An 18,751-nucleotide genomic window follows, 5' to 3' on the forward strand; every position below is an offset into this window, starting at 1 on the left:
CATGATCCCCGGCGAAATCGTCCACGGGGACGGCCCGGTGCGCCTCAACGAGGGCAGGCCCGTCACCCGCCTCACCGTGCTCAACGCAGCCGACCGGCCCGTCCAGGTCGGCTCCCACTACCACTTCGCCGAGGCCAACCCCGGCCTCGACTTCGACCGCGCGGCCGCCCGCGGACTGCGGCTCAACATCGCCGCCGGCACCGCCGTGCGCTTCGAGCCGGGCATCCCGGTCGCGGTGGAACTCGTACCGCTCGGCGGGCTGCGCACCGTACCGGGCCTGCGCGGGGAAATTGGGGGGCCGCTCGATGGCTGAGCTCGACCGGCGTGCGTACGCCGACCTCTTCGGGCCGACCGCGGGCGACCGCATCCGGCTCGCCGACACCGACCTCTTCGTCGAGATCGAGCAGGACCTCAGCGGCGGACCCGGACGCTCCGGCGACGAGGCCGTGTTCGGCGGCGGCAAGGTGATCCGCGAGTCGATGGGGCAGGCCCGCACCACACGCGCCGAGGGCGCCCCCGACACCGTGATCACCGGGGTCGTCGTCCTCGACCACTGGGGCATCGTCAAGGCCGACGTCGGCATCCGCGACGGCCGGGTCTGCGGCATCGGGAAGGCCGGCAACCCCGACACCATGGACGGGGTGGACCCCGCACTCGTGATCGGCCCCGAGACCGAGATCATCGCGGGCAACGGGAAGATCGTCACGGCGGGCGCCATCGACGCCCACGTGCACTTCATCTCGCCGACCGTCATCGACGAGGCCCTCGCCTCCGGCATCACCACCCTCGTCGGCGGCGGCACCGGCCCCGCCGAGGGCAGCAAGGCCACCACCGTCACCCCCGGACCCTGGCACCTCGCCCGGATGTTCGCGGCCCTGGAGTCCTACCCCGTCAACATCGGCCTGCTGGGCAAGGGCAACACCATGTCCCGCGAGGCCATGCACTCGCAGCTGCGCGGGGGCGCCCTCGGGTTCAAGATCCACGAGGACTGGGGGGCCACCCCCGCCGTCATCGACGCGTGCCTCGGCGTCTGCGACGAGACCGGCGCCCAGGTCGCCATCCACACCGACACCCTCAACGAGGCCGGATTCGTCGGGGACACCCTCGCCGCCATCGCCGGGCGGACGATCCACTCGTACCACACCGAGGGTGCGGGCGGCGGGCACGCACCCGACATCATCACCGTGGTCTCCGAGCCCAACATCCTGCCCAGCTCCACCAACCCGACCCGGCCGCACACCGTCAACACCATCGAGGAACACCTCGACATGCTGATGGTCTGCCACCACCTCAACCCGGCCGTCCCCGAGGACCTGGCCTTCGCCGAGTCCCGGATCCGGCCCTCGACCATCGCCGCCGAGGACGTCCTGCACGACCTCGGCGCGATCTCCATCATCTCCTCCGACTCCCAGGCCATGGGCCGCGTCGGCGAGGTGGTGATGCGCACCTGGCAGACCGCCCACGTGATGAAGAAGCGGCGCGGATTCCTGCCCGGCGACGGACCTGCCGACAACCACCGCGCCCGCCGGTACGTCGCCAAGTACACGATCAACCCCGCCGTGGCCCAGGGACTCGCTCGGGAGATCGGTTCGGTGGAGACCGGAAAGCTCGCCGACCTCGTGCTGTGGGCGCCCGCCTTCTTCGGGGTCAAGCCCGAACTGGTCATCAAGGGCGGCCAGATCGCCTACGCGCAGATGGGCGACGCCAACGCTTCCATCCCGACCCCGCAGCCGGTGCTGCCCCGCCCGATGTTCGGCAGCCACGGCCGGGCCCCCGCGCTGAACTCGGTCAACTTCACCGCGCAGGCCGCCCTCGACGACGCGCTGCCCGAACGGCTCGGCCTCGGCAAGCGGTTCGTGGCCATCGAGAGCACCCGCAAGGTGGCCAAGACGGACATGCGCAACAACGAGGCCATGCCGCGGGTCGAGGTCGACTCCGACACCTTCACCGTCACCATCGACGGCGAGGTGGTGGAGCCCGCGCCCGCCGCGGAACTGCCCATGGCCCAGAGATACTTCCTCTTCTGACATGGGACCGCTACCGACGGGCGCCGCCCCATGAGCCTCGCCGCCCTGCTCGTCCTCGCCGACGGACGGTTCCCCGCCGGGGGGCACGCCCACTCCGGCGGGGCCGAGGCCGCCTGCAAGGCCGGCCGCATCCACGATGCCGCCACCCTGGAGGAGTTCTGCCGCGGCCGGCTCCACACCGCCGGACTCACCGCCGCCGCACTCGCCGCGGCCGCGGCCCTGGGCCTCGACCCGGCGGTCCTCGACGCCGCGGCCGACGCCCGTACGCCCTCGCCGGCGCTGCGCACCGCGGCCCGGCGGCTGGGCCGCCAGCTGCTGCGCGCCGCCCGGGCCACCTGGCCCGCCGCCGAACTCGACGCGCTCGCCGCGGCCTTCCCGAGGGGTGCGCACCAGCCGGTGGTGCTCGGGCTGACCGCCCGGGCGGCCGGGCTCGGGCCGCTGGAGGCCGCGCACGTGGCGGCGTACGAGAGCGTGAGCGGACCGGCGACGGCGACGGTACGGCTCCTCGGCCTGGACCCCTTCCGGGCGAGCGGGGTCCTGGCCCGCCTCGCCCCCGAGCTCGACGCCGTCTCGGCCCGGGCCGCGCGGGCCGCGGACCGGGCCCGCCGGGAAGGCCCGGACGCCCTGCCCGCGGCCTCCTCGCCGCTGCTCGACATCGCGGCGCAGGCCCATGCCGACTGGCCGGTACGGCTGTTCGCCTCCTGACCGGCCCTTCCCCCGCCCCTTTCGACCACCTCCACGACCGGAGACCCCCATGCACCTCGACCACGGCGTGACCTACCCCCAGCGCCACACCCACAGCGCCGAGCCGGTACGGGCGGACGGTTCGCGCCGCGCCCTGCGCATCGGCCTCGGCGGACCCGTCGGTTCCGGCAAGACCGCCACCGTCGCCGCGCTCTGCCGCGCCCTGCGCGCCGAGCTGTCCATGGCCGTCGTCACCAACGACATCTACACGCGCGAGGACGCCGAGTTCCTGCTCCGCGAGGCGGTCCTGCCGCCCGAGCGGATCAGCGCGGTGGAGACCGGCGCCTGCCCGCACACCGCCATCCGCGACGACATCTCCGCCAACCTGGAGGCGGTGGAGGAGCTGGAGGAGACGGTCGGTCCGCTCGACCTGATCCTCGTCGAGTCCGGCGGCGACAACCTCACCGCCACCTTCTCCCGCGGCCTCGTCGACGCCCAGATCTTCGTCATCGACGTGGCGGGCGGCGACGACATCCCCCGCAAGGGCGGCCCCGGGGTCACCACCGCCGACCTGCTCGTCGTCAACAAGACCGACCTCGCTCCCCACGTGGGCTCCGACCTGGACCGGATGGCCCGCGACGCCGCCGAGCAGCGCGGCGAACTCCCGGTCGCCTTCCAGTCGCTGCGCGGCGCCGAGGGCGTGGCCCCGGTGGCCGCGTGGGTGCGCGAGCGGATCGCCGCCTGGGCCGCGCGGTGAGTCTTACGGTGGCCGGCGCGCCTCCCGCCGCCCTGCCGGCCCCGGCTCCGCCCGGCCCGGTCCGGCCGGCCCCGCCCGAGCCCGCCACGACGCCGGCCGGGGTCCGGGCCACCGCCCGGATCGCCGCGGTCGCCGACGGCCGCGGCACGACCGCCCTGCCCCTGCTGGCCGGCGAAGGACCGCTCGCGCTGCGCCGCACCCGGGGCGCGGGAGCGGAGGCCGGCGTGATGCTGGTCGGCGCGATGAGCGCCCCGCTCGGCGGGGACCACCTCACCGTGGAGGCCGCCGCCGGTCCCGGAGCCCGGTTCGCCCTGGGCTCCGCGGCCGCCACCCTCGCGCTGCCCGGCCGCGGCGGTGAGCCCGCGCGCTACGACGTACGGCTGACCCTGGCCGAGGACTCGGCGGTGCGGTGGCTGCCGGAGCCGCTGGTCTCCGTACGCGGCAGTGACCTGCGGGTGCGCACCCGCGCCGAACTCGCCCCGACGGCCCGGCTGCTGCTGCGCGAGGAGCAGGTGCTGGGCCGGTCGGGGGAGGAGCCGGGCCTGCTGCGCAGCCGGCTCACCGTGACCCGGGGCGGGATCCCGCTGCTGGACCAGGAGCTGGCCTGCGGACCGGGCGCGCCCGGCGGCTGGGACGGCCCGGCGGGGCTCGCCGGCCACCGGACGCTCGGTCAGCTCCTGGTCGTGGACCCGGCGTTCGCCGCATCGCCGCCGGCCGCCGCCGTACTCGGGGAGTTCGCGGCCGTCACTCCGCTGGCGGGTCCCGCCGTCCTCGTGACGGCGCTGGCGCCGGACGCCTTGCGGCTGCGCGAGGTACTCGACGCGGCGTGTCGCACGTATGGCTGGTAACGGCTGAGCCAACCTGGGAGGAATGGGACTCCGCTCAGCGGTACACGCCTTTCCGGTTATCGGGTTGGCAAAGAACGCGACCTTGCTCTGTTGTCAGGTGTAGGTCAGGCGAAAGGATCCCCCTGTTCGACCGACCGACCCGACCGACCCGGCCTTCTCCGGGCCGGTCCGACGCAGGGGGAACAACCACGTGATACGCACTGCAGCGCTGGGGAGCGCTGCCACTCTGATCACCGGAGCACTGGCCGCGGGCCTGCTGCTGGCCACGCCGGCAGCCGCGGCTCCGTCCGGACAGAACAGCGGGTTCCCGGAGGCGCTGGGCGTCCAGCTGGCCGCCGCCCGCGCCGCCGCCACCGGGGTCGAGTGGAAGGCTTGCCCCGCCGACTGGGGCTTCGAGGCCCCGATCCAGTGCGGCTGGGTCAAGGTCCCGCTGGACTACTCCAAGCCGTTCGGCAAGACCATCGACCTCGCGGTCGACCGGATCGGCAGCACCGGCACCAAGGAGGAGCGCCAGGGCGCGCTCGTCTACAACCCGGGCGGCCCCGGCGGCTCCGGCATGCGCTTCCCGCGCCGGGTCACCACCAAGAGCCCGCTGTGGGTCAACACCTCCAAGGCGTACGACTTCGTGGGCTTCGACCCGCGCGGTGTCGGCCACTCCGCCCCGATCTCCTGCATCGACCCGCAGGAGTTCGTCAAGGCTCCCAAGGCCGACCCGGTCCCGTCGGGCGAGGCGGACAAGCGCGCCCAGCGCAAGCTGGCCGCCGAGTACGCGGACGGCTGCAAGGAGCGCAGCGGCGAGATGCTGCCGCACATGACCACCCCGAACACCGCGCGCGACCTGGACGTCATCCGGGCCGCGCTCGGCGAGAAGAAGCTGAACTACCTCGGCGTCTCCTACGGCACCTACCTCGGCGGCGTCTACGCGACGCTGTTCCCGACCCACGTGCGCCGCATGATCGTCGACAGCGTGGTCAACCCGGACACGGACAACATCTGGTACGAGGCCAACCTCGGCCAGGACGTGGCCTTCCAGATGCGCTGGAACGACTGGCAGGACTGGGTCGCCAAGAACGACGGCGTCTTCCACCTCGGCGACACCCGCGCCAAGGTCGAGGCCAAGTGGCAGGAGCTGCGCGCCAAGGCCAAGGCCCACCCGCTGGGCGGGGTCGTCGGCCCGAACGAGCTCATCGGCTTCTTCCAGGGCGCCCCGTACTACGACTCCTCGTGGGTCCCGGTCGCGCAGGCGTTCAGCGCCTGGGCCGCCGGTGACGAGAAGCCGCTGATCGAGGCGATCTCCCCGGACATGTCGGACACCGCGGGCAACGCCGCGTCCGAGAACAGCAACGCCGTCTACACTGCGGTCGAGTGCGCCGACGCCAAGTGGCCGACCAGCTGGGCCAAGTGGGACCGGGACAACTCCAAGCTGCACGAGAAGTACCCGTTCCTGACCTGGTCCAACGCGTGGATGAACCTGCCCTGCGCGACCTGGAAGGCCAAGCAGAGCAACCCGATCGAGGTCGGTGCCAAGCGCGGTCTGCCGCCGGTCCTGATCGTCCAGTCGGAGCGTGACGCGGCCACGCCGTACGAGGGTGGCGTCGAGCTCCACCGCCGCCTGGCCGGCTCGCGTCTGATCACCGAGCAGAACGCCGGCTCGCACGGTGTCACCAGCCTGGTGAACCCCTGCATCAACACCCGGGTGGACGCCTACCTGCTGACCGGCAAGGTCGACGCCAAGGACGTGAAGTGCGGTCCGCACGCCACTCCGGTCCCCCCGGCTCCGGCCGCCGCCCGCTCCCTGGAGAAGGCTCCGGCCTCGGCGCTTCCGGCGCTTGAGGAGCTGCCCGCCGTCCGCTAGGACGGCAGGCGCCCGAGCTCGGCCGGGAATGTGCGGGAGAAGGCTCAGCGCGTCTTGCGCCGGGCCTTCTTCCGCGCTTCCTCCTCTTCGGCCTTGACCTCGGCGGCGTACCGGTCGACGTACTCCTGGCCGGACAGGCCGAGGACCGCGTACATGATCTCGTCGGTCACGGCCCGCAGGACGGCCCGTTCGCGCTCCATGCCGGCGTAGCGGGAGAACTCCAGCGGCTTGCCGAAGCGGATGGTCACGCGCCGGATGTTCGGGATCTTCTGCCCCGGCGGCTGGATCTCGAAGGTCCCGACCATCGCGCACGGTACGACGGGCACCCCGGCCCCGAGCGCCATCGCGGCCACGCCCACCTTGCCCTTGTAGAGCCGCCCGTCGTGGGAGCGGGTGCCCTCCGGGTAGATGCCCAGCAGCTCGCCCTTGGCCAGTACCCCGAGCCCCTCGCGCAGTGCGGCCTGCCCGGCGTCCTTGCCGGAGCGGTCCACCGGGATCTGCCCGGCGCTGCGGAAGAAGAACGCGGTCAGCTTCCCCTTCACCCCGGGTCCGGTGAAGTACTCGGCCTTCGCGAGGAAGGTGATCCGGCGCCCCAGGATCGCGGGCATCAGGAAGTGGTCGGAGAACGACAGGTGGTTGCCCGCGATGATCGCGGCCCCCTCCTCGGGGATGTTCTCCAGTCCCTCGATGCGCGGCCGGAACAGCAGCCGGAGCAGCGGACCGAGCAGCACGTGCTTGAGCAAGTGGTAGAACACCGGGGCATTTTCCCTTCACCTGGGGGTCAGGTCAGTGTGCCGGACACGGTGCCAGATGGGCATGGCGAACCAGAATCCCACCAGCCAGCACAGGATGACCGCGGCCAGCAGCCCGGCCTGGGACAGGCTCAGGACCAGGCTGAGAACCAGCAGTACGGCCGCCGACATCGCCAGCATCAGCGCGGTGACGTAGACGGCCCGGTCGGCCGTCGCGAGGACGGCGAAGCGCGGGGTCACGGCCACGGCCATGAGGAATCCGAGCAGGAACTGCACCGCGGTCTGGGCGATGCGCACCTCTTGGAGGATCTCGGCGTAGGCCTTGCAGGCGGCCTCGTCCTCTCCGGATCCGGCGTATGGAACGCCGTCGGTGCCGTGGGACATGGGATCCTCCAGGCCGTGGGGGTTGGCGTCACATGGAACGTCCTTGCCTGACTTCCGTTGCCTAATAGAACGGACGGCGTCGCCGGGGGTTCATGTGAGGGCCGGTCGGAACCGGCCAAAGCGGCCGGGCCTGGGGAGGGACGCCTGCGGCGCGGGGGCGGGAGGATCGGACGGTGCGCGCGGGCGCCGGTTCAGGTTTTGCGGGAGGCTGCCATGCCGGCGGTCAGCAGGCCGAGAACGACCCAGCCGAACCACAGCCAGCCGTTGCTGCCGAGGGCCACGGAGTACGTGGCGACGGCCACCAGAGCGGCGAAGGTCATGACGGCCATCGCCTTAACGGATCCGGTCATGCCCCATGGTCGCGCGCGAAGGTGCCGGCGCGCTACTGGCCACGCGCTTGGAGTGAGGCGAGATAGGAGTTGTACGCCTCCAGCTCCTGGTCGCCGTCGCGGTCCGCGGCCCGGTCCGCGCGCTTCGCCGCCCGCTGCTCGGAGTGGTACCACTGGTAGACCAGCGCGATCAGGACCAGTACGGACGGGATCTCGCTGAACGCCCAGGCGATGCCGCCGCCCCACTGCTGGTCGAGCAGCGGGTCGATGCCGAGGGAGGCCGGCGGGTTCGCGTACGTCTTGATCATCGGCTCGCTCGCCATCATCAGCGCGATGCCGAAGAAGGCGTGGAACGGCATGCCGGCGAAGAGCTCCAGCATGCGCATCACGTAGCCGGGGCGGTGCGGGCCCGGGTCCACGCCCATGATCGGCCAGAAGAAGACCAGGCCGACGGCCAGGAAGTGCACCATCATGCCGATGTGCCCGGCCTTGCTCTCCATCAGGAAGTCGAAGATCGGGGTGAAGTAGAGGGCGTAGAGGCTGGCGATGAACAGGGGGATCGTGAACACCGGGTGGGTGATCACCTTCATGTACCGGCTGTGCAGCAGCATCAGCAGCAGCTCACGCGGACCCTTGTGGCCGCGGGCGGCGGGCGGCAGCGCGCGCAGCGCCAGCGTCACCGGTGCGCCCAGCAGGAGCAGGATCGGGGAGAGCATGCTGATGACCATGTGCTGGATCATGTGCACGCTGAACATGACCATGCCGTAGTCGTTCAGCTTGGTGCACATCACCAGGGCGACGCTCAGCACGCCGGCGGTGAAGGCGATGGTCCGGCCCAGCGGCCAGGCGTCCCCGCGCCGGCGCAGCCGCACCACGCCCCACAGGTACAGGCCGAGGCCCACCAGCGAGCCGATCAGGAAGAACGCGTCGAAGGAGAATTCCAGCCCGCGCCCGAGAGTGAACGGTGGCAGGTCCATGTTCATGTCCATGCCGTGCCCGCTGTGATCCATCTGTTCACTCCCTTGACCTGTGATGCCCCACCACAGTAGTGCCGCCCCCGTGCGCGATCGCGTCCGGGGGCGGCAACTACGGGATATCGGACCAGAAGGGGGGAAACATCACAGAACGTTCTGGGCCTCGGAGTACCGCTCCTCCGGGACCGTCTTCAGGGTCTGCACGGCGTCGGCGAGCGGGACCATCTCGATCTCCGTGCCGCGCAGCGCGGTCAGCATCCCGAACTCGCCGCGGTGCGCCGCCTCGACCGCGTGCCAGCCGAAGCGGGTGGCAAGGACCCGGTCGTACGCGGTCGGCGTACCGCCGCGCTGGACGTGGCCCAGGATGACCGGACGGGCCTCCTTGCCCAGGCGCCGCTCCAGCTCGACCGCGAGCAGGTTGCCGATGCCGGCGAAGCGCTCGTGCCCGTACTGGTCGGTGCCGCCCTCCTGGAAGTCCATGGAGCCGGCGCGCGGCTTGGCGCCCTCGGCGACGACGACGATCGCGAACCGCTTGCCCGCCGAGAAGCGCTCGCCGACGATCGCCGTCAGTTCGCCGATGTCGAAGGGGCGCTCCGGGACGACGATGGCGTGCGCGCCGGCGGCCATGCCCGAGTGCAGGGCGATCCAGCCGGTGTGGCGGCCCATGACCTCCACCACCATCACGCGCTGGTGGGACTCGGCGGTGGTCTTCAGCCGGTCCAGGGCCTCGGTGGCGACCCCGACGGCGGTGTCGAACCCGAACGTGACGTCCGTCGAGGCGATGTCGTTGTCGATGGTCTTCGGCACGCCCACGATCGGCAGGCCGGCCTGCGAGAGCAGGTTCGCGGCCTTCAGGGTGCCCTCGCCGCCGATCGGGATGATGGCGTCGAGGCCGAGGTCGGCCACGTGGCCGCGGGCCCGCTCCACGCCGTCGCGCAGGTGCGCGGGCTGCACCCGCGAGGAGCCCAGGATCGTGCCGCCGCGGGCCAGGATGCCGGCGACGGCATCGAGGTCCAGCTTGCGGTAGTCGCACTCCAGCAGGCCGCGCCAGCCGTCGTGGAAGCCGATGACCTCGTCGCCGTGGTCGACGACGGCGCGGTGGACGACGGAGCGGATGACCGCATTGAGGCCGGGGCAGTCGCCGCCGGAAGTGAGCACACCAATGCGCATGGCAGGAAGACCTTTGCAACGTGGGCCGACGACCGGACCACGTCGTCCGGTTGGAACTACGGCCACCCTACAAGCGGTGGAGAGGTGGACTGAACCATCCTCCACATGCTGGTCATACTCGTCGTACGAAACCACGTCGGCCCGGTTCCCCCAAGGGAAAACCGGGCCGAACACATGATGGCGGGGCCGCCCCGATGAGCGGTCCGCGCGGTGCTACGCGGGCTGCGTGGCCGCCGCGATGCGCTCCGCGCGCAGCGCCTCGTACCAGCGGTCGTCGATGGGCGGCAGCGCGTTCACGTCGAGGGCCAGCTTCAGCAGCAGGTCCGCGATCTGCGGGTTGCGGGCCATCACGGGGCCGTGCATGTAGGTGCCGAAGACGGTGTCGTTGTAGGCGCCCTCGGTGCCGTCGCCCGTGCCGTTGCCGCGGCCCAGCCGGGTGCGGGCGAAGGGCCGCGCGGTCGGACCGAGGTGGGTGACGCCCTGGTGGTTCTCGAAGCCCGTCAGCTGGGGCAGGTTCAGGCGCGGGTCGATGTCCGCGAGGACGTCGCCGACGCACCGCTCGCCCTCGCCGCGCACGGTCACCACGTCCAGCAGGCCGAGGCCCTCCTGGCGTTCGCCCATGTCGTTGACGAACTCGTTGCCGAGGATCTGGTAGCCGGCGCAGACGGAGAAGACGATCGCCCCGTTCGAGACGGCCCGCTCCAGACCGCCGTCGCGCAGCAGGCGCTCCGCGGCGAGCCGCTGCGGGCGGTCCTCACCGCCGCCGATCAGGTAGATGTCGCCCGAGGTGGGGATGGGCTGGTCGCTGCGCACGTCCACGCGCTGCACGTCCAGGCCGCGCTGGCGCGCCCGGCGCTCCACCACGAGGGCGTTGCCCTGGTCTCCGTACGTGCTCAGCAGGTCGGGGTAGACCCACACCAGACGCAGGCTGTTGTCGCTCATGCTCTTGTCCTCTGCGGTTCAGGTGAGAGTTCTAGTTGCCGACGCGGCGGCGCACGTCCTGGAAGGCGGTGTAGTTGGCGATCAGCTCGATCTGCCCGGGCGGCGCCAGCTGCACGGCCTCGTCGAGGGTCTCGCACACGCGGAAGTCCAGGCCCGCGACCTCAAGGCGGACCGCGAGGTCCAGCTTGCGGTCGCCGATCACGAAGATCGGGTGCCCGGCCAGGCGCGGGTAGTCCACGTCCCACAGCCAGGAGGTGTCTGTGCCGTCGGCGCCGCGCGCGTTCACCGAGAGGATCACCGGGGTCGGCGGCGGGTCGATCAGCGAAAACGTTTCGAGCCAGCCCGCCGGGTTCTTCGCGAGCAGCAGGCGCAGCTCACGGCCCTGGAAGGTGATGACGTCGTAGCGGCCGGCTACGGCCTGCACCTGGTACATCCGCTCCAGCGCGACCTGCGGCGGGACGCCGAAGACGGCGGCCACGGCGGCCGAGGTGGCGGCGTTCGCCTTGTTGGCGCGGCCGGGCAGCTGGAGGTGGATCGGCCAGGCCGAGCCGTGCGGGTCGAGGACGTGGTCCCCGGACAGCACCCAGCTCGGGGTGGGGCGCCGGAATCCGCACTCGCCGCAGAACCAGTCGTCGCCGGGGCGCTGCATGACGCCACCGCAGGAGGGGCACGACCAGGCGTCGTCCTTCCACTCCTGGCCCGCGGCGACCCACACCACGTTCTGCGAGGAGGAGGCCGACCACACGATGAGCGGGTCGTCGCAGTTGGCGACGATGACGGCCTTGGAGCCCTGGAGGCCCTCGCGCCACTTCTCCGCGAGCATGCGGGTCTCGGCGGCGCGGTCCAGCTGGTCGCGGGAGAGGTTCAGCAGGGCGATCACCTTGGGGGTGACGTCCCGGGCCACTCCGGCGAGGTACTTCTCGTCCACCTCGATCACGCCGTACTTGGCGTCCGAGCCGCCCGCGAGGGCGGAGGTGATGCCGGCCGGCATGTTCGCGCCGAGGGCGTTGGAGACGACGGGACCGCTGGCCCGCAGGGCCTCGGCGATCAGCCGGGTCGTCGTGGTCTTGCCGTTCGTCGCCGAGACGAGGACGACGTCGAGATGCTGCGCGAGCGCTCCGAGGAGATCGGGGTCGAGCTTGAGTGCGACCTTCCCGCCGATCACCGATCCGCTTCCGCGTCCCGCGGCCCGCGACACCGCCGCCGCGGCCTTGCCCGCCGTCACGGCCAGCTTGGCCCGCGGCGAAAGCGGCTCTGTGTTGCCTGCCATCGTCCCTTGTCCTCCTTGCGTCGGTCGGCCCCAGCCTATCCAGTACCGGCCACGGCCTTGACCGCGGCGCCCCAGGGCGCCGCAGATCTCCTCATATATTCGCCCGTCGTACCCTTACCGCCATGCGACAGCGCCCCATCCCCGGTACCACCGGCCTCGTCCGCACCATGAGCCTGCTCGGCGACCCGGTGCTCCACTCGCCGTGCGAGGAGGTCACCGCGTTCGGCCCGGCCCTCGAACGGCTCGTCGAGGACATGTTCGCGACGATGTACGCCGCCGAGGGCGTCGGCCTCGCCGCGAACCAGATCGGCGTCGGGCAGCGGGTGTTCGTGTACGACTGCCCCGACGACGAGGACGTGCGCCACGTCGGGCACATCGTCAACCCGCGCCTGGTGGCGGCCGACGGGGACGAGTTCCGCGGCCCCGAGGGCTGCCTGTCGCTGCCCGGCCTGGAGGCGGGCACGGTCCGCTTCGACCGCGCGGTCGTCGAGGGGGTCACCTCCGACGGCGCGCCCGTACGGATCGAGGGCACCGGGTTCTTCGCGCGCTGCCTCCAGCACGAGTGCGACCACCTCGACGGCACGGTCTACGCGGACCGGGTCACGGGGCTGCGCGCCAGGCGGCTGCGGCGGGCGATCCGCAAGACGCCTTGGGGCGCACGGGCAGCGGCGGCCGCGCAGGACTGAGCGCGGCCCCTTTCGGAGGGCAGGGCCTCAGAACCCCGGGCCGTCCGCGCGGTTGCCGGCCGTGGCCAGCCGGCCCCACAGCAGGTCGGTGAGTCCGGTGACCAACTCCGCGCGCTCGCACGGGCGCTCGCCGAGCCACCAGTCGCCGGCGGCGTGCATCATGCCGACGATGCCGTGGCCCCAGATCCGGGCCAGGCGCTCGCCGCCGGGGCCGAGGTCCACGCGCTCGCCGATGACGTCGGCGAGCTCCTCGCCGAGCCGGCGCAGCAGCGGGGCCGAGTGCACGCCCACGTCGAAGCCCTTCTCGGCGGCCTGCGAGTCCTCTGCGGGGTGCATGAGGAAGCGGTAGACCTGCGGACGGGCCTCGATGGCCGCGAGGTAGGTGTCGAGGGTGGACTCCACGCGGCTGCGGCGCTCGGCCGGGGCGTCGAGCGCGGCCCGCAGCGAGTCGAGCAGGGCGTCGGTGTGCCGGACGGCGAGCGCCTGGTAGAGCCCGGCCTTGTCGCCGAAGTGCCGGTAGAGGATCGGCTTGGTGATGCCGGCCTCCGCGGCGATGGCGTTCATGGACGCCTTGGGTCCGTCCCGGAGGACGACCCGGTCGGCCGCTTCGAGCAGCTCCCGCCTGCGGCGCTCGGCCGCTCCCGGTTCGCCGGCCTGCTGAGTGGTCTCCATGACGTGTTTCTCTCCCCGCCCTTGCGATGGTGCGTGACGCCCACGCAACGTAACACCCCGCACACCCTCGCGATCGAATCGGCCGCCCCCGACGCCGCCCCGCCACCGCTCCGACGCCGCCCCGCGGACGGCTCGGCGGCGGCGCTGCTTGACAGTGCCTACTCGCCGGTAACAGACTGTGGCCACCGTATGGGTTACCGCTAGTAACACACTGGTGGACGCACAGCTGGAGGGGAACATGGCGGAGTTCACCATGGAGCTCAATGACGACCAGAAGCAGGTACGCGACTGGATCCACGGCTTCGCCGCCGAGGTGATCCGCCCCGCGGCCGCGGAATGGGACGAGCGCGAAGAGACTCCGTGGCCCGTCATCCAGGAGGCCGCCAAGGTCGGCATCTACTCGCTCGACTTCTACGCCCAGCAGTTCTTCGACCCTACCGGTCTCGGTATCCCGGTGGCCATGGAAGAGCTGTTCTGGGGTGACGCGGGCATCGCCCTGTCGATCGTCGGCACCGGGCTCGCCGCCATCGGCGTCGTCGCCAACGGCACCGAGGAGCAGATCGGTACCTGGATCCCGCAGATGTACGGCACCCCCGACGACGTGAAGGTCGCCGCCTTCTGCTCCTCCGAGCCGGACGCCGGATCCGACGTCGGCGCGATGCGCACCCGCGCCGTCTACGACCAGGCCAAGGACGAGTGGGTGCTCAACGGCACCAAGACCTGGGCGACCAACGGCGGCATCGCCAACGTCCACATCGTCGTCGCGGTCGTCGACCCCGAGCTCGGCACCAAGGGCCACGCCTCCTTCATCGTGCCGCCGAACACCCCGGGCCTCTCCCAGGGCCAGAAGTTCAAGAAGCACGGCATCCGCGCCTCGCACACCGCCGAGGTGGTCCTGGAGGACGTCCGCGTGCCCGGCTCCTGCCTGCTCGGCGGCAAGGAGAAGCTGGACGAGCGGCTCGCCCGGGCCCACGAGCGGGCCAGGGCCGGCGGCGGTGGCGAGCGCGTGAAGAACGCGGCCATGGCCACCTTCGAGGCCTCCCGCCCGGCCGTCGGCGCCATGGCCGTCGGCACCGCGCGCGCCGCGTACGAGGTGGCCCTCGACTACGCCAAGACCCGTACGCAGTTCGGCCGTCCGATCATCGACAACCAGGGCGTGGCCTTCCAGCTCGCCGACATGCGGACCTCCATCGACGCGGCCCGGCTGCTGGTGTGGCGGGCCTCCTGGATGGCGGTCGCGGGCAAGCCCTTCACCTCGGCCGAAGGCTCCATGTCGAAGCTGTTCGCGAGCGAGGTCGCCAAGAAGGTCACCGCCCAGGCGGTCCAGATCCTCGGCGGCAACGGATTCACCCGCGAGTACCCGGTGGAGCGCATGCACCGCGACAGCGCGATCTACACGATCTTCGAGGGCACCAGCGAGATCCAGCGGCTGGTGATCGCCCGCACGATCTCGGAGATGCCGATCCGCTAGCCGGCCGCCGCCCGCCGTGCTCCGCGAGTGAGTGCCTCAGTGGGGCACGGGCGTGAGGCACAGCGAACGGGCGCCCTCGGACCACTTCTCGGGGACGCTGATCAGGTCGCCGGCGGCGCAGTCCGCGTCGCCGGTGCCCCGCTCCTTGGTGACCAGGTACGCGGCCAGCGGGGAACCGCAGGCTTCCGGAACCAGCCTCTCGTTGCGCAGCCTGTCCGCGTCGCGCACGCACGTCCCGACGGCCGGGCCGGCCGACGGCTCGTCGTCCCCGGCCGTCAGGCCCAGCAGTACGAGGAGGGGCGGTGCGAGGGCGATCAGCACGGCCGCCGCGAGGAAGACCAGCGCGGGCGGGCGGCGCCACAGCGGCTTGCCGGGGCTCAGCGAGGGCAGGATGTGTCCCGCCGGGGGAGCGAGCCCGACGAAGCGGGAGCGCGCCGCGAGGTTCATGAGCACGGTCACCGGCGTGATGAACAGGGACAGCGGCCCCCACCAGCCCTGCCACAGGGTGTCCGCGGACATCTTGCGGTAGGTGGCGAGCCCGCAGTCGCGGCAGAACGGCCCCTCCTGGCGCAGGAACCGCATCAGCACCAGCATCCCCTGGTGCCCCCGCACGGTGGCCCGCACGGCCGGCTGGGCCCCGCACACGCGGCAGCCGTACGGCGCCTGCGGCATCGGCTGGTGGCCGTGGCCGTACGGCACGGCCTGCGGCGGGACCCCGTACGGGGAGTGGGGGCCGCCCTGCCGCGGCCCGTACGGCTGGTACGGGCCGGCGCCGTGCTGCGGTGGCGGAGTGGCCACGGATCTCTCCTCGGGTCTCGCGGTGCTCACCGGGCGGTCGGTGATCACCGGCACCCTAGCCCGCGCCGTCACTCCCGCAGCAGCCGGGCGAGGGCCCGCGAGAAGAGCAGCCGCCCGGCCGCCGCGACCAGCGGGTCGAAGCGGCGCCCCAGCCCGCGCACGCGCAGCTCCTCGCGCCACTCCACCAGCGATCCGCCGGCCGGACCGGGGCGGACCTCGATCTCCGCCCAGCCCGTGACCGCGCGACCGCGCTTCTCCAGCCGGACCAGTCCCGGTGAGGCCTCGGCCGGGGGCCGCCAGAGCACGACTTCCATGAGGTCGTCGAACGTGATCCTCCCCACGCCCGTGCGCGCCGTGAAGCGCGTTCCGGCGCCCGTGGGGGGCGCCGTCCCGATGATCGTCCGCGTGAGCGGGACCTGTGCGCCGTGGCGTTCCCAGTCCGTGACCCGCGACCAGGCCGCGGCGGGCGGGAGGGGGGTTCGGTGAACGATCCGAATACCGGGCATGAGCGCATGGTAAGCGGGCATACACACCCTGAACTGGACCCCGAATATGGGTTCCGTCCGGGGGCGGCGATCAGCAATACTCACCGCCACCGTGGATCGCGGATTCGACCGGGTGACCACCGGCCCTCCCGCCCCACACAGCGAGGAGGTGCGCCATGTGCTCCCACCAGCCCCCCTGCCCGTCCGCCGACAGCGCCGACCACGACGCCGCCCGCACCGTGGCCTTCCGCCCCGAACAGGGCTGGAGCCTGCTCTGCAACGGCCTGGTGGTCTTCGACGACACCGGTGAGCTGCTCCCCGACGGCCGCGCGGTGGAACCCCGCCGCCCGGCCCTGGTCTGAGCGAGGAGGCCGCATGCGCCAGCAGCTGATCCGCAAGCCCGTCCCCAAGCCCGCACCACGAGACCTGGACCTGCGCACACCGTCGGGCAGACCCCTCCCGTACTGACGGGAGCCCCGGCGTTACGCGGCCCCACCGGCTGGAGTTCAGCCGGTGGGCGCCGCGGTTCCGCCCAGGAACGCGGCCTCGAAGGCCTCGTCCCCGATCGCCGCGCGGGCCTGCCGCTCGCCCTGGTCCCGCAGGGCCGTCAGCGAGGGTGAGCCCATCTGCGGCCGGCCGACCGTGCGCCACCAGGCGTGCGCGGTGCCCAGCAGCCGCGCCGCGAGCTCCCCGTCGCCCAGGGCCGCCACCGCCGCCGCGAGCACGTCCAGGCCGAGTGCGATGCCGAAGCGGTCGCCGAGCAGCCGCTTCCCGGAGAGCATCGCCCGTACGTGGCGCGCCGCCTCTCCGTGGCGGCCGAGCCCGAGCGCCGCGACCGCCAGGATGTAGTCCGCGTACGCCCGCAGCCAGCGCTCGCCCAGCTCCGCGCAGGCCTCGCGCAGCCCCCGGGCCTCCTCGGCGGCCTCCTCGAAGCGCTGCAGGTCGCACAGGGCGTAGCCGGTCGCCAGCCGGCACAGCAGCCAGCCCGGGCCGCTGGTGCGCCCGCCGTGGCCGGCCCGTGCCCGCGGCCCCGCCAGCTCCAGCGCCCGTACGGGGTCACCGGGCATGAGCAGCGACACCCCGTGCAAGTAGGCGGCGCGCAGCTCCGGTTCGGGATCCGCCAGCCGGCCCGCCGCGTGGGTGCACTCCCCGCCCAGCTCGCGGGCCGCGTCCATGTCCCCCTGGAGCAGGGCGGTCAGACCGAGGGCCCACAGGGCCTGGGTGTACGCGGCGCCCGTGCCCGGGGCCGTGCGCAGGGCCCGTTCCAGGAAGCCCCGGCCCTCGTGGACGTGCCCGCAGGAGAACCAGAAGAACCACAGGGCCCCGGCCATCTCCAGGGCTGCCGCGGGGTCGGCGCCGAGGAGGTGCTCCAGCGCCGTGCGCAGCTGCGCGTGCTCGGTGGTCATCCTGCGGTACCAGTCCACCTGCTCCGGGCTCATCCAGCCCCGGTCGGCCGCCTGGCAGAGCGCCGCGTACCAGTGGGCGTGCCGGTCGGCGACGGTCTGCACCTCGCCGAGCTCGGTCAGCCAGTCGTGGCCGTACTCGCGGATGGTGTCCAGCATCCGGTAGCGGGCGCCCGTCCCCCGCTCCAGGGTGCGCCGTACGACGGACTTCGCGACCAGGCCCGCGAGCACCCGCTCCACCCGTGAGGCGGGCAGCGGTCCGCCCGAGCACACGGCCCGGGCGGCGGCGATGTCGAAGTCCCCGGTGAAGACGGACAGCCGGGCCCACAGCAGCCGTTCCACCGGCTCGCACAGTTCGTGGCTCCAGCCGATCGCGGTCCGCATCGTGCGGTGCCGGGGCTGGAGCACGCGCCCGCTGTCGGAGAGCACGGCGAAGCGGGTCCCGAGGCGCTGCGCCATCTGCTCCAGGGTCCACAGCCGCAGCCGGGCCCCCGCGAGTTCGAGGGCCAGCGGGATCCCGTCGAGGCGGCGGCACACCTCGGCGGCCAGCCGCGCCCGCCGGGGGTCTTCGAAGGCCGCGGCGGCATCCGCGGTCGCGGCCACGGCCCGGGCGCGGAACAGGGCGAGGGCATCGCTGTCGGGCCCCTCGCAGGGCAGCGGGCAGACTTCGAGGACCTGTTCGCAGCGGCTGTCGAGGGGTTCCCGGGACGTCACCAGGACCGTCAGTCCCGGTGCGGACTGGAGGAGTTCACCCACGAGGTGGCGGCATTCGGCCACCAGGTGCTCGCAGGTGTCGAGGACGAGGAGCAGTTCCCTGTCGGCCATCCACGCGCACAGCTCCTCGTCGAGGGGGCGGGCGGAGTGGTCGGCCAGGCCCACCGCGTGGGCGACCGTCATGGTGAGCAGGCCGGGGTCGCGCAGCGGTGAGAGCTCCACCCACCAGACCCCGTCGGGCCGGGCCTGTGCGGGGTCGCTGACGGCCCGCAGGGCGAGGCGGGACTTGCCCACGCCGCCGACGCCGGTGAGGGTGGTCAGCCTGCGGGAGCGCAACAGGCAATGGAGTTCCGCGAGTTCGCTCTCCCGGCCGACGAAGCCCGGGGGGTCGGGCGGCAGGTTTCCCGGCGGGGCGCAGGGAGCCGGATCGGGATCGCCGTCGCCTTCCCCGGAATCCGGCCGTTTTTTGTTGAACGCGTACTCACCGAACACGGGTGTATTGTGCGCGATCTTATGGCCACGGCGCGCCG

20 protein-coding genes are annotated in these 18,751 nt (G+C 72.6%); 9 read left to right on the forward strand and 11 right to left on the reverse strand.

Annotation, left to right across the window (positions count from 1 at the left end; all coding sequences use genetic code 11):
- The first annotated feature begins 1 nt into the window (after position 1).
- The 6 genes from ACFYXV_RS29845 (at position 2) to ACFYXV_RS29870 (ending at position 6,171) form a co-directional block, all read left to right on the forward strand.
- A complete protein-coding gene (locus ACFYXV_RS29845) occupies positions 2–313 on the forward strand; it encodes an urease subunit beta (RefSeq protein ID WP_385462825.1) in 312 nt (103 codons plus the stop codon).
- Positions 306–2,027, forward strand: a complete 1,722-nt coding sequence (locus tag ACFYXV_RS29850; protein WP_385462822.1) for an urease subunit alpha — start codon at positions 306–308, stop codon at positions 2,025–2,027. Before ACFYXV_RS29845 ends, ACFYXV_RS29850 begins: the two co-directional genes overlap by 8 nt.
- A 30-nt stretch (positions 2,028–2,057) precedes the next feature.
- A complete protein-coding gene (locus ACFYXV_RS29855) occupies positions 2,058–2,732 on the forward strand; it encodes an urease accessory protein UreF (RefSeq protein ID WP_385462819.1) in 675 nt (224 codons plus the stop codon).
- 49 nt (positions 2,733–2,781) lie between these two features.
- Positions 2,782–3,468 (forward strand): urease accessory protein UreG, encoded by a 687-nt coding sequence (gene ureG, locus ACFYXV_RS29860; RefSeq protein WP_389384562.1) that lies wholly within the window; start codon positions 2,782–2,784, stop codon positions 3,466–3,468.
- A 32-nt stretch (positions 3,469–3,500) separates the two neighbouring features.
- A complete protein-coding gene (locus ACFYXV_RS29865; protein ID WP_389384593.1) occupies positions 3,501–4,316 on the forward strand; it encodes an urease accessory protein UreD in 816 nt (271 codons plus the stop codon).
- Between the two features lie 190 nt (positions 4,317–4,506).
- Positions 4,507–6,171 carry an alpha/beta hydrolase gene (locus tag ACFYXV_RS29870; protein ID WP_385462813.1) on the forward strand — a complete coding sequence of 555 codons (1,665 nt, stop codon included), beginning with the start codon at positions 4,507–4,509 and terminating at the stop codon, positions 6,169–6,171.
- Positions 6,172–6,215: 44 nt separating this feature from the next.
- Here the strand turns inward: ACFYXV_RS29870 and ACFYXV_RS29875 are convergent, their stop codons facing one another.
- The 7 genes from ACFYXV_RS29875 to ACFYXV_RS29905 all read right to left on the reverse strand — a co-directional run bounded on the left by ACFYXV_RS29875 (position 6,216) and on the right by ACFYXV_RS29905 (position 11,992).
- Positions 6,216–6,926, reverse strand: coding sequence for a lysophospholipid acyltransferase family protein (locus tag ACFYXV_RS29875; RefSeq protein ID WP_385462810.1), 711 nt, complete (start codon positions 6,924–6,926; stop codon positions 6,216–6,218).
- A gap of 15 nt (positions 6,927–6,941) precedes the next feature.
- Positions 6,942–7,307: a DUF6328 family protein gene (locus ACFYXV_RS29880; protein WP_389384563.1), complete on the reverse strand. Its 366-nt coding sequence runs from the start codon at positions 7,305–7,307 to the stop codon at positions 6,942–6,944.
- A 191-nt stretch (positions 7,308–7,498) separates the two neighbouring features.
- Positions 7,499–7,657: a hypothetical protein gene (locus ACFYXV_RS29885; RefSeq protein ID WP_165937333.1), complete on the reverse strand. Its 159-nt coding sequence runs from the start codon at positions 7,655–7,657 to the stop codon at positions 7,499–7,501.
- 32 nt (positions 7,658–7,689) lie between these two features.
- Positions 7,690–8,646, reverse strand: coding sequence for a cytochrome c oxidase assembly protein (locus ACFYXV_RS29890; protein WP_383348356.1), 957 nt, complete (start codon positions 8,644–8,646; stop codon positions 7,690–7,692).
- A gap of 108 nt (positions 8,647–8,754) precedes the next feature.
- Positions 8,755–9,780 carry a 6-phosphofructokinase gene (locus ACFYXV_RS29895; protein ID WP_383348353.1) on the reverse strand — a complete coding sequence of 342 codons (1,026 nt, stop codon included), beginning with the start codon at positions 9,778–9,780 and terminating at the stop codon, positions 8,755–8,757.
- Between the two features lie 213 nt (positions 9,781–9,993).
- Positions 9,994–10,722, reverse strand: coding sequence for a type 1 glutamine amidotransferase (locus ACFYXV_RS29900; protein ID WP_030158241.1), 729 nt, complete (start codon positions 10,720–10,722; stop codon positions 9,994–9,996).
- A gap of 31 nt (positions 10,723–10,753) precedes the next feature.
- Entirely contained in the window at positions 10,754–11,992 is a 1,239-nt protein-coding gene (locus ACFYXV_RS29905; RefSeq protein ID WP_099893962.1) for a MurT ligase domain-containing protein, read from the reverse strand.
- Positions 11,993–12,114: 122 nt separating this feature from the next.
- Here ACFYXV_RS29905 and def point away from each other — a divergent pair, with 122 nt between their 5' ends.
- Positions 12,115–12,678, forward strand: coding sequence for a peptide deformylase (gene def, locus ACFYXV_RS29910; protein ID WP_389384564.1), 564 nt, complete (start codon positions 12,115–12,117; stop codon positions 12,676–12,678).
- Between the two features lie 27 nt (positions 12,679–12,705).
- Here def and ACFYXV_RS29915 read toward each other — a convergent pair whose 3' ends face one another.
- The gene (locus ACFYXV_RS29915; RefSeq protein ID WP_382991550.1) at positions 12,706–13,350 is read right to left on the reverse strand and encodes a TetR family transcriptional regulator; all 645 of its coding nucleotides are present in this window, start codon (positions 13,348–13,350) and stop codon (positions 12,706–12,708) included.
- Between the two features lie 238 nt (positions 13,351–13,588).
- Here ACFYXV_RS29915 and ACFYXV_RS29920 point away from each other — a divergent pair, with 238 nt between their 5' ends.
- On the forward strand, positions 13,589–14,821 hold the full coding sequence (locus ACFYXV_RS29920) for an acyl-CoA dehydrogenase family protein (protein WP_383348454.1): 1,233 nt from the start codon (positions 13,589–13,591) through the stop codon (positions 14,819–14,821).
- Between the two features lie 36 nt (positions 14,822–14,857).
- On the opposite strand, the gene ACFYXV_RS29925 is transcribed toward ACFYXV_RS29920, so the two are convergent.
- Positions 14,858–15,619 (reverse strand): hypothetical protein, encoded by a 762-nt coding sequence (locus tag ACFYXV_RS29925; RefSeq protein WP_389384565.1) that lies wholly within the window; start codon positions 15,617–15,619, stop codon positions 14,858–14,860.
- A gap of 68 nt (positions 15,620–15,687) precedes the next feature.
- The gene (locus tag ACFYXV_RS29930) at positions 15,688–16,125 is read right to left on the reverse strand and encodes an SRPBCC family protein (RefSeq protein ID WP_389384566.1); all 438 of its coding nucleotides are present in this window, start codon (positions 16,123–16,125) and stop codon (positions 15,688–15,690) included.
- Positions 16,126–16,280: 155 nt separating this feature from the next.
- Here ACFYXV_RS29930 and ACFYXV_RS29935 point away from each other — a divergent pair, with 155 nt between their 5' ends.
- The gene (locus ACFYXV_RS29935; protein WP_030158228.1) at positions 16,281–16,466 is read left to right on the forward strand and encodes a DUF5999 family protein; all 186 of its coding nucleotides are present in this window, start codon (positions 16,281–16,283) and stop codon (positions 16,464–16,466) included.
- Between the two features lie 144 nt (positions 16,467–16,610).
- Here ACFYXV_RS29935 and ACFYXV_RS29940 read toward each other — a convergent pair whose 3' ends face one another.
- Positions 16,611–18,713, reverse strand: a complete 2,103-nt coding sequence (locus tag ACFYXV_RS29940) for an ATP-binding protein (RefSeq protein WP_389384567.1) — start codon at positions 18,711–18,713, stop codon at positions 16,611–16,613.
- Positions 18,714–18,751 lie beyond the last annotated feature (38 nt).

This window comes from Streptomyces sp. NPDC002181, assembly GCF_042890485.1.
Lineage (GTDB): Bacteria > Actinomycetota > Actinomycetes > Streptomycetales > Streptomycetaceae > Streptomyces.

What these genes read in the sequence shown, in the direction of transcription:
- ACFYXV_RS29845 (WP_385462825.1), top strand. Translation starts at nt 2, where the DNA reads ATGATCCCCGGCGAAATCGTCCACGGGGACGGCCCGGTGCGCCTCAAC.
- ACFYXV_RS29850 (WP_385462822.1), top strand. Translation starts at nt 306, where the DNA reads ATGGCTGAGCTCGACCGGCGTGCGTACGCCGACCTCTTCGGGCCGACC.
- ACFYXV_RS29855 (WP_385462819.1), top strand. Translation starts at nt 2,058, where the DNA reads ATGAGCCTCGCCGCCCTGCTCGTCCTCGCCGACGGACGGTTCCCCGCC.
- ureG (WP_389384562.1), top strand. Translation starts at nt 2,782, where the DNA reads ATGCACCTCGACCACGGCGTGACCTACCCCCAGCGCCACACCCACAGC.
- ACFYXV_RS29880 (WP_389384563.1), bottom strand. Translation starts at nt 7,307, where the DNA reads ATGTCCCACGGCACCGACGGCGTTCCATACGCCGGATCCGGAGAGGAC.
- ACFYXV_RS29885 (WP_165937333.1), bottom strand. Translation starts at nt 7,657, where the DNA reads ATGACCGGATCCGTTAAGGCGATGGCCGTCATGACCTTCGCCGCTCTG.
- ACFYXV_RS29890 (WP_383348356.1), bottom strand. Translation starts at nt 8,646, where the DNA reads ATGGATCACAGCGGGCACGGCATGGACATGAACATGGACCTGCCACCG.
- ACFYXV_RS29895 (WP_383348353.1), bottom strand. Translation starts at nt 9,780, where the DNA reads ATGCGCATTGGTGTGCTCACTTCCGGCGGCGACTGCCCCGGCCTCAAT.
- ACFYXV_RS29900 (WP_030158241.1), bottom strand. Translation starts at nt 10,722, where the DNA reads ATGAGCGACAACAGCCTGCGTCTGGTGTGGGTCTACCCCGACCTGCTG.
- ACFYXV_RS29905 (WP_099893962.1), bottom strand. Translation starts at nt 11,992, where the DNA reads ATGGCAGGCAACACAGAGCCGCTTTCGCCGCGGGCCAAGCTGGCCGTG.
- def (WP_389384564.1), top strand. Translation starts at nt 12,115, where the DNA reads ATGCGACAGCGCCCCATCCCCGGTACCACCGGCCTCGTCCGCACCATG.
- ACFYXV_RS29915 (WP_382991550.1), bottom strand. Translation starts at nt 13,350, where the DNA reads ATGGAGACCACTCAGCAGGCCGGCGAACCGGGAGCGGCCGAGCGCCGC.
- ACFYXV_RS29920 (WP_383348454.1), top strand. Translation starts at nt 13,589, where the DNA reads ATGGCGGAGTTCACCATGGAGCTCAATGACGACCAGAAGCAGGTACGC.
- ACFYXV_RS29930 (WP_389384566.1), bottom strand. Translation starts at nt 16,125, where the DNA reads ATGCCCGGTATTCGGATCGTTCACCGAACCCCCCTCCCGCCCGCCGCG.
- ACFYXV_RS29935 (WP_030158228.1), top strand. Translation starts at nt 16,281, where the DNA reads ATGTGCTCCCACCAGCCCCCCTGCCCGTCCGCCGACAGCGCCGACCAC.